Origin of the sequence: Streptomyces otsuchiensis (genome assembly GCF_004305975.1) — a bacterium.
GTDB lineage: Bacteria > Actinomycetota > Actinomycetes > Streptomycetales > Streptomycetaceae > Streptomyces > Streptomyces otsuchiensis.
Genome location: NZ_BHZI01000285.1, coordinates 1 through 7,100, shown reverse-complemented (window position 1 = coordinate 7,100; position 7,100 = coordinate 1). Strand labels below are relative to the sequence as shown.

The following is a 7,100-nucleotide window of genomic DNA, read 5'->3' as shown; positions in this document are numbered from 1 at the left end:
GCCCTGCCCCGACCCCGCCGCGCACCGAGCGACCGACCGCACCCCGGACGGCGCACCCGGCCCCGGCGACGGGAGCTGCGACCACGTACCGGGGGGCACTCCCGGGGCGCGCCGCCACGACTCACCGCACCGTCCAGAGCCAGAGGAGAGCGACGTGCTGCGTCGCGCGTTCATGACCGGCGGCCCCGCCGCCTTGGCCGCACTCACCATGCCGGGGGTGCCCGCCCAGGCGGCCGCCGTCCCGTCCGCCCGGGTCGGCGAACGTGAGGCCGAGGCGCTGGAGGACACCGTCCGCACCATCCGGCTGCTCGACGACCAGCACGGCGCCGACGGCCTCTACCGCCGCGCGGGCGAGTCGCTGAACTCCGCGCACGCGCTCCTCGACATCGGCGCCGGACGCCAGGAGGTCAGCGACCGCCTGCACGCGGGAGCCGGTGAACTCGCCCTGTCCGTCGGCTGGCTGGCCCACGACTCCGGCCGCTTCGGAGAGGCACGCTCGCACTACGCCGAGGCGCTGGCCACGGCCCGCATGAGCAACGACGCCGCGCTGGAGGCGCACGCCTTCTGCAACAGCGCCTTCCTGGCGCGCGACGCCGGCCGACCGCGCGAGTCGGTCCGGGCCGCACAGGCGGGACGCCAGGCCGCGCGGCGGCACCCCTCGCACCGGCTCCGCTCCCTGCTGGCGATGCGGGAGGCCGGCGGCTGGGCCGGGCTCGGCGACCGCGCGGCGTGCCTGGAGGCGCTGGGCCACTGCCGCGAACACTTCGAGCGCGGCGAGCACCCCGACGACCCGGAGTGGATGACGTTCTTCAGCGAGGCCGAGCTGGCCGGCCTGGAGGCGCAGTGCTGGTCCGCCCTGGGCGACTACCCGCGGGCCGCGGAGTGCGCCCGCCTCGCCGTCGAGCTCCAGGCGCCGCACTTCGTCCGCAACACGGCCCTGTTCAGCGCGGAACTCGCCGGCGACCTGGCCGGGTGCGGCCGCCCCGAGGAGGCGGCCGCGACGGCGCTGCGCTCACTGGACCTGCTCGGCGGTGTGCGCTCCTCCCGGATCACCGGGATGCTGCGCGACACGGCCGAGCGGCTGTCGCCCTACCGCACGGAACCGGAGGTCGGTGCCTTCCTCTCCCGGACGGCGGCGGCGCGCTGAGCACCCGCCCACCGCACGTGCGGGACCGCCGACGCGCGGCGGGCCCGCACGCCCGGCTCACTCCAGGTGGCCGGTGTCGTTCCACCGCATGACGGCCGGCTCACCGTAGGCCCACCCCAGCTCGCACAGCGAGGCGGGCAGCAGCCGCAGATGGGCGGCGAACCCCACCGGCATCCCCAGCCAGCGGGCGGCGACGGAGCGGAAGATGTGCCCGTGCGCGAAGAGCAGCACGTCCTCCTCGGCGTCCCGCAGCCACTCGACGACCTGGTCGGCGCGGTCCGAGAGCTGCTGGAGGGTCTCCCCGTCGGTGACGCCGTCGCGCCAGATCAGCCAGTCCTGGCCGCGCCGCTCCCGGATCTCGTCCGGGGTGAGCCCCTCCTCCGCGCCGTAGTCCCATTCCTGGAGCAGGTCCCAGGGCTCGGCGCGCTCGCCGAAGCCGGCCAGTTCGGCCGTCTCCATGGCCCGGGAGAGCGGGCTGGAGCGGACCCGGGTGCCGGGCAGACCGTCCCAGGGGGTCCGGTGCAGCCGTTCACCGACCAGCTTCGCCGCGTCCCGCCCCTCCGCCAGCAGCGGTACGTCCGTCCTGCCGGTGTGCTGCCCGGAAACCGACCAGGCCGTCTGACCGTGTCGTACCAGCAGTACCCGCGCTGCCATGTCGTTCCTCATTCTCCGCCGGGGTCGTCGGTCGCTGTCTCCATCATCGCGCAGCGGAGCGATTCGTTCCGCCTGACCGCCCCGGACCTGGGCAGTCGGCAGGGTGGCCGGTTCCGTAGGGTGACCACTTCCGGCCTGAGGTTGACCGAGCCGCAGCTTTCCGTTCACCTGGAGTTCCCCGCATGCCCGACGTCCGGCCTCGCCGATGGTGGACCGAGCTTCCACTGATACTCGTCGTCTACGTCGCCTACTCCTGCGCCAGACTCCTGGCGCGCGGCGACGTGGACACCGCGCTCGACAACGGGCTGGCGATACTCCGGCTGGAGAGAACGTTCTTCCTCAACGCCGAGGAGCCGCTCAACCGCCTCTTCACCGAGCACGCGGCGCTCGGTGTCCCGGCCTCCTTCGTCTACGCCTCGCTGCACTACGTGGTGACCCCGGCGATCCTCGTGTGGCTGTTCCGCAGCCGCCCCGTCCGCTACCGCGCGATGCGCACCTGGCTGATGCTCTCCACCCTGCTCGGCCTCGTCGGCTTCACCCTGCTGCCGACCGCACCGCCCCGACTGCTGGACGCCGGCCACGGCTTCGTCGACAGCCTGGCGCAGTACAGCGGCTACGGCTGGTGGTCGGACGCGGCGAGCGCCCCGAGCGGGCTGGGCGACATGACCAACCAGTACGCCGCCATGCCGAGCCTGCACGTCGGCTGGGCGCTGTGGTGCGGCGTGGTGCTGTGGTGGTTCGGCCGCCGGTCCGTCCCGGTACGGATCGCCGCGGTGGGGTACCCGCTGCTGACGACGGTGGTCGTGATGGGAACGGCCAACCACTATCTGCTCGACGTGCTGGGCGGCGTGCTGGTGATGGGCCTGGGCCTGCTGCTCACCGGACCGGCGCTGCGGCTCGCCGACCGGGTGCGTCCCCGGGCGGCGGCGATCCTCCCCCGGCAGGCCGTACCGGACTCGGCCGCCGAGGGGCACAATGGAGCGGCGTACCCGACAAGCGCCCACGCGCGGGAGGGCACCGGCGACCGGGAGCGGGAACGGGTGTCCGTCGCGCCGGGCGGCCCACCGAGCGCAGGAGGCGGAGCGAGCTGATGTCCCAGGGCGGCCACAACCCACCGGCCCCAGGCGGCGGCACCCCCCGCTTCCGCAGGCCCGCCACCCTGTTCACCGAGCCGCCCGCGGCGCAGCAGGAGGAGGAGCACTTCTTCTCGCTGGAGACCATCAGCGACCCGCGCGAGCTGCTGGGGCGCGCCACCGAGCTGGCGGAGGCCTTCCGTACGGCCGCCGACCGGGCCGTGGAGTTCCAGGCGATGGCGGCGGCGCAGCTGGCGGACCCGCGACGGTTCGACCGGCTGACGGCGGAGGACATCGGGGAGCGCGCCGGGTGGACCGAGGACTACGCGCGCCGGATGATCGAGTTCGGCCGGGAGCTGGAGACCCGCCCCGCCGCGGACTGACCGGCGCGGGACTCGGCCGGCGCGGGACTCGGCCGCGTCGACGGGGCCGGGCTCCGTCGGGGCTCCGACCAGGGGCGGGGCCCGGGATCGGCCCACGACCGGGTGGCCTCGCACCGGATTTTTCCCCGCCCGGGGTGTGGTGCTAAAGTCTTCGACGTCAGCAGGCGCCGCTAGCTCAGTTGGTTAGAGCAGCTGACTCTTAATCAGCGGGTCCGGGGTTCGAGTCCCTGGCGGCGCACCGACAGCAGAAGGCCCTTCCGCCACGGCGGGAGGGCCTTCTTCGTGCGCGGTGGATGAGGTGTCCACCTCGCGCGGCTGGGGGCGGCGACCCTCACTCGCGGATGACCTTGACCTGCCAGCCGCCGGCCGCCGTGCGGTCACCGACCTCGACCCTGATGCCCTCGTCGGCCAGCCAGTAGCTCTCCCCCGCGCCGAGCGGAGCGTCGGCGAGTTCGGGCTGCACCGACCGCCCGTGGCAGGCGCCGGTGTCGGGGTGTCCGTCGAGCACCTCGACCGGCCCCTGGGCGGAGGCGATGTCGGCCCGGACCCGGTAGAGCAGCACCCCCTGGGTACAGGCGTGCACGTCGTTGCCGACCGGGGTGCGGGCCTCCAGCACCAGGGCCTCGTCGGAGGCGGTGCGCACCACGACCATACGGGTGTCGCCCCGGGCGCCGCCGGGATCGAGCGGGGCGCCGAGCGGCTGGATGGTGTGCAGGCTGGTGCCGCCGGCACGCACGCAGGAGACGTGGGCGGAGTCGAGCCAGCCGAGCTTCCACTTGTGCCAGCCGAACGGCTCGGGCGCCAGGCCGAACTGGCTGCCCATCACATCCCAGTCGCCGACATGGGTGTCCCAGTCGCCGTGGCCGGAGTCGGGCCGGTTGTAGAGGTCGGGCAGGTCGAAGACGTGGCCGGTCTCGTGGGCGAGCACGTTGCGGTCGGGCGGGCGGCCCTCGAAGAGGGTGACGACGCGGCGCACCTCGGCGTCGCCGACCTTCAGCGGCTGCTGGAAGTTGACGACCTTGGTGGCGTCGGAGTCGACTCCCGGCGCGTCGGGGTCGGCCACCAGGTAGACGATGTCGTACGCACCGAACTCCACCTCGGGTTCGAGGGCCGCCAGCGCGTCCTGGAGGTAGGCGGCCCGCATGTCGGGCGCCCAGTCGCGCTGGATGCCGTACGCCGACGACGGCCGCGGCATCTCGACCCACCGCTTACCGATGTCGGCGTCCAGCCGGAACGCGCCGTAGGAGGCGCGCAGGAAGAAGTCGGTGGTAGCGGGGAAGTAGTCGGCGGCGATCTCGGCGGGCGCCGAGCGCGGTGCGGCGTCGGGGAAGGAGAGGAAGAGCATGACCGCGTCGAGGGCGCCCTCGGGCCGCGAGTACTGCTCGTTCCAGGTGTCGGTGCCGAGCGAGTGGTGGACGGGGTGGCGCGGCAGCCCGCACGGCTCGTCAGCCAGGGTGCCCTCACCGGGGCCGCTCATCATGCTGGTGACGGTCATGACGCACAGCACGGCGAGCGCCGCGCCCCCACTGCGGTGGAGCGGCGCCCCAGGCCGGGCCCCGGCGGCGGTCCCGGGTTTCGGGGAATGGCCCACGACGTCCTCCCGTCAGACCCTCGCAACAACATCACCACTTTGTTGCGTTCTGACGGCTTCGACCCGTTTTGATACTCCGATGCGGTGCGGACCGTTACAGGGGGCGCGCACTCGGGTGACAACTCTCCGTACCCACTGGGTCGCGCCGGGCGGGCGATGAATTCAAGGGGCGCACACGGAGAGACGCGCGCCGGGAGCGCACCGCGTTCATGCGGGGCGCCATCGGCGGAAAGTTCCCGATCGCTAATATGTGGCCAGTTCCCCACATCGGGACGATCACAAAGGATCAGCAGCGGACGAGATCGCTCACCGACTCGAAAGCCTGTAGGAGAACGGGAATCCACTCCCCGGGACGCCCCCGGCGGCGCTGGCTCCGGCGCCGCATGGCCTCTATGATCGGCACATTTCCAGCGCGGAACTCCACCCCCGCTCGACGCGGAGTCTCCCGCTCCACCATCCGCCTGCGAACCATCCCCTCCGGGAGCAACCGGTGAACGGACCCCAGACCGCCACCCCGGATTACCTCACGCTCCGCGACCATCCGCGTGCCCGCGCGGCGGCTTTCGACTCCTCGCCGCTGCCCATGGCACTGCTGGACCGGTCCGGGCGCGTCGTGGCGGCCAACCACGCCCTCGGGCGCCTCCTCGGCACCGACCCGGCCACGCTGACCGGCCGGGCCGCCGACTCCCCCTCCGTACTGCGCCTGGACGGACGTGCCCGCGACGACTACCGCGCCGCGCTCCGCGGCAGGACGGGGCCCACCCGTCATATCCACCGCGTCAAACAGGGCGACGGCAACCCCCTGTGGACCGAGGTCACCCTGACCCCTCTCAGCGCCACGGCCGACGCCGAGCCGCCCGCACCGGCCGGGGAGGCGGCCACGCCCACCACCCTGCTCACCGTCCACGACATCACCGAACGCCGCAGCCTGCAGGAGCAGTTGCGCCACCTCCGGATGCACGACCCGGTGACCAGGCTCCCCAACCGCGCCCTGTTCTTCGAACGGGTCGCCGCCGCCCTCGCCGACTCGACCACCGGCCGCATCGGCCTGTGCTACCTCGATCTCGACGGCTTCCAGGCCATCAACGACACCCTCGGCCACCGCGTCGGCGACCGGCTGCTCGACGCCGTCGCCCGGCGCCTCACCCACTGCGCCACCGACGGCGGAACCGGCGGGCACCTGGTCGCACGGCTCGGCGGCGACGAGTTCGCCCTGCTCCTGGAGGACTCCACCGGCACCGAGCAGGCGACCGATCTCGCCGACGCCGTTCTCGCCGCGCTCCAGCGGCCGTTCGACATCGACGGACACCGGCTCGCCGTCTCCGCCAGCATCGGCGTGGTGGAACGGCGCTGCTCCGAGACCTCCCCCACCGGCCTGATGCAGGCCGCCGACACCACGCTCTACTGGGCGAAGGACGACGGCAAGGCGCGCTGGACCCTCTTCGACCCCGAGCGCAACGCCCACCGCATGACCCGGCAGTCGCTGTCGGCCCGGCTCCGCCCGGCCGTCGAGCGCGGCGAGTTCCTGGTCGAGTACCAGCCCATCGTCGGCCTGGCCGACGACCGGCTGCGGGGGGTAGAGGCCCTGGTCCGCTGGATGCACCCGGAGCTGGGACGGCTCTCCCCGGACCGCTTCATCCCGCTCGCCGAGGACAACGGCGCCATCGTCCCGCTGGGCCGCTGGGTCCTCACCGAGGCGTGCCGCCAGGCCCGACGCTGGCAGCTGGAGCACGACGGCCCCCCGCTGTTCGTCAGCGTCAACGTCGCCGTCCGGCAGGTCTGGGACTCCGACCTGGTCCGGGACGTCGCCCGCGTCCTGGCGGAGACCGGGCTGCCGGCCGAACTGCTGCAACTCGAACTGACGGAGTCGGCCGTGATGGGCTCCGCCGGCCAGCCCCTCCAGGCGCTCCAGGACCTCTCGGACATGGGCGTGCGCATCGCCATCGACGACTTCGGGACCGGCTACTCCAACCTGGCGTACCTCAGTCGGCTGCCCGTCCGCGCGCTGAAGCTCGACGGCACCTTCGTGCGCGGCTTCCGGACCGCCCGGCACCTCAACCCGGCGGACGAGACCATCGTCTCCTCACTGGTCCAGCTCGCCCACAAGCTCGGGCTGACCGTCACCGCCGAGTGCGTGGAGGGGCAGTCGCAGGCCGAGCGGCTGCGGCGGATCGGCTGCGACACCGGCCAGGGATGGCACTACGCCCGCCCGCTCGCCCCCGACCGCATCTCCGGCCTCCTGAGCGGCGACC

At 73.4% G+C, this 7,100-nt stretch carries 6 protein-coding genes and 1 tRNA gene; 5 read left to right on the top strand and 2 right to left on the bottom strand.

Translation table 11 applies throughout. The annotated features are described in order from the left end of the window. A partial coding sequence (locus E0D90_RS21605) for an NsdA family TPR-like regulatory protein (RefSeq protein WP_227870388.1) occupies positions 1–1,147 on the top strand: 1,147 nt, incomplete at its 5' end. 57 nt (positions 1,148–1,204) lie between these two features. Here E0D90_RS21605 and E0D90_RS21600 read toward each other — a convergent pair. After that, complete coding sequence (locus tag E0D90_RS21600) at positions 1,205–1,801, bottom strand: histidine phosphatase family protein (RefSeq protein ID WP_130799723.1); 597 nt, start codon at positions 1,799–1,801, stop codon at positions 1,205–1,207. Between the two features lie 182 nt (positions 1,802–1,983). On the opposite strand from E0D90_RS21600, the gene E0D90_RS21595 reads away from it, so the two are divergent. The 3 genes from E0D90_RS21595 to E0D90_RS21585 all read left to right on the top strand — a co-directional run bounded on the left by E0D90_RS21595 (position 1,984) and on the right by E0D90_RS21585 (position 3,495). After that, the gene (locus tag E0D90_RS21595) at positions 1,984–2,892 is read left to right on the top strand and encodes a phosphatase PAP2 family protein (RefSeq protein WP_130799722.1); all 909 of its coding nucleotides are present in this window, start codon (positions 1,984–1,986) and stop codon (positions 2,890–2,892) included. Continuing rightward, positions 2,892–3,257 carry a DUF8844 domain-containing protein gene (locus E0D90_RS21590; RefSeq protein ID WP_103501620.1) on the top strand — a complete coding sequence of 122 codons (366 nt, stop codon included), beginning with the start codon at positions 2,892–2,894 and terminating at the stop codon, positions 3,255–3,257. The genes E0D90_RS21595 and E0D90_RS21590 overlap by 1 nt, the downstream gene beginning before the upstream one ends. A 164-nt stretch (positions 3,258–3,421) precedes the next feature. Continuing rightward, a tRNA-Lys gene (locus E0D90_RS21585) sits at positions 3,422–3,495 on the top strand. 93 nt (positions 3,496–3,588) lie between these two features. On the opposite strand, the gene E0D90_RS21580 is transcribed toward E0D90_RS21585, so the two are convergent. Continuing rightward, positions 3,589–4,752 (bottom strand): M6 family metalloprotease domain-containing protein, encoded by a 1,164-nt coding sequence (locus E0D90_RS21580; protein ID WP_130799721.1) that lies wholly within the window; start codon positions 4,750–4,752, stop codon positions 3,589–3,591. A gap of 586 nt (positions 4,753–5,338) precedes the next feature. Here E0D90_RS21580 and E0D90_RS21575 point away from each other — a divergent pair. Beyond that, positions 5,339–7,100: putative bifunctional diguanylate cyclase/phosphodiesterase (locus E0D90_RS21575; RefSeq protein ID WP_227870387.1), on the top strand; the 1,762-nt coding region annotated here is incomplete at its 3' end.